The 1,466-nt window shown below is 74.3% G+C and carries 1 protein-coding gene; it reads right to left on the minus strand.

Annotated elements, in window-relative coordinates:
* Window positions 1-33: 33 nt before the first annotated feature.
* Window positions 34-1,383, minus strand: coding sequence for an aldehyde dehydrogenase family protein (locus tag FNQ90_RS22945; protein WP_182608099.1), 1,350 nt, complete (start codon window positions 1,381-1,383; stop codon window positions 34-36).
* Window positions 1,384-1,466: the final 83 nt, after the last annotated feature.

Here is a 1,466-nt window from a genome sequence, read left to right on the forward strand (position 1 = left end):
GTCCGGGGGCGGGGCGGTCTCCGGGGCGTCGGATCAGCGACCGGTGTCGATGAAGACGGTCTTGGTCTCTGTGAAGGCGATCAGGGCGTCCGGGCCCAACTCCCGGCCGAGTCCGGACTGTTTGAAACCGCCGAACGGAGTGGTGGGACGGACGCTGCTGTTGGAGTTGACCGACAGGTTGCCGGCCCGGATGCCCCCGGAGACGCGCAGGGCCCGACCGGTGTCCCGGGTCCAGATCGAACCGGAGAGCCCGTAGGGGGTGTCGTTGGCCAGGCGGACGGCCTCGTCCTCGTCGGCGAAGGTCCCGACCACCGTGACGGGACCGAAGATCTCCTCCGTGCGGGCCCGTTCGGGGGCCCGGGCGTCGTCCAGGACGGTCGCCGGGTACCAGAAGCCGGGCCCCTCCGGCACCTCCCCGCGCACCAGGGCGGGGGTGTCGGTGGGAACCAGCGCGGAGACGCGCTCGCGATGGGCCGCCGAGATCAGCGGTCCCATGTCGGTGTCCGGGTCCCGGGGGTCACCGACCCGCACGGCCCGGACGGCGGGTTCCAGGAGTTCCAGGAAACGGTCCCGGACACCCTCCTGGACCAGGATCCGGGACCGGGCGCAGCAGTCCTGACCGGTGTTGTCGAGGAAAGCCGACGGCGCCGACGCAGCCGCCCGTTCCAGATCCGCGTCGGCGAAGACGACCATGGGGCTCTTCCCGCCCAGTTCGAGGGTGAGGCGCTTGACGGTGCCGGCACAGCGGGCCATGATCCGGCGCCCCACGGCGGTGGAACCGGTGAAGACGACCTTGGCGACCCCGGGGTGGTCCACCAGGGCTTCCCCGGTCACCGTGCCCGCTCCCGGCAGGGTCCGGAACAAACCCTCCGGGAGACCGGCCTCCAGAGCGAGTTCGGCCAGGCGGAGGGCGGTCAGCGGGGTCTGCTCGGCGGGTTTGAGCAGGACCGCGTTGCCGGCGGCCAGCGCCGGGGCGGCGCCCCACGCGGCGATGGGCATGGGGAAGTTCCACGGAGCGATGACCGCGACCACCCCGAGGGGTTCGGCGAACGTCACGGCCGTCCCGCCGGCGACGGGGATCTGTCGTCCGGTCAGTCGCTCCACTCCCCCGGCCGCGTACTCCAACAGGTCCCGGACCTGTTCGGCCTCCCCCCGGGCGGTGGCGGCCGGGTGCCCGGCCTCGGCCGTCTCCAGGGCGGCGAGCTCGTCGAGGTGTCGGTCCACGACATCGGCGAAGCGCCGCAGCGCGCGGGCCCGATCGGCGGGGGCGAGCGCGGCCCAGCGTCGGCCGGCCGCGCCGGCCCGGAGCACCGCCGTGTCCACGGCGGCGGGGTCGGTGTCGGGGACGCGGGCGATGATCTCCTCGGTGGTGGGATCGATCACCGGACGCCCGGTGGAGGTGTCCGGGCGGTGGGGGACGGTGCCGGCGCGGGCGGACCCGGTGTGCCCGGTGGGAGGGCCGGGAG

It is taken from the genome of Streptomyces alkaliphilus (assembly GCF_014141535.1).
In the GTDB taxonomy this organism is placed as follows: domain Bacteria; phylum Actinomycetota; class Actinomycetes; order Streptomycetales; family Streptomycetaceae; genus Streptomyces; species Streptomyces alkaliphilus.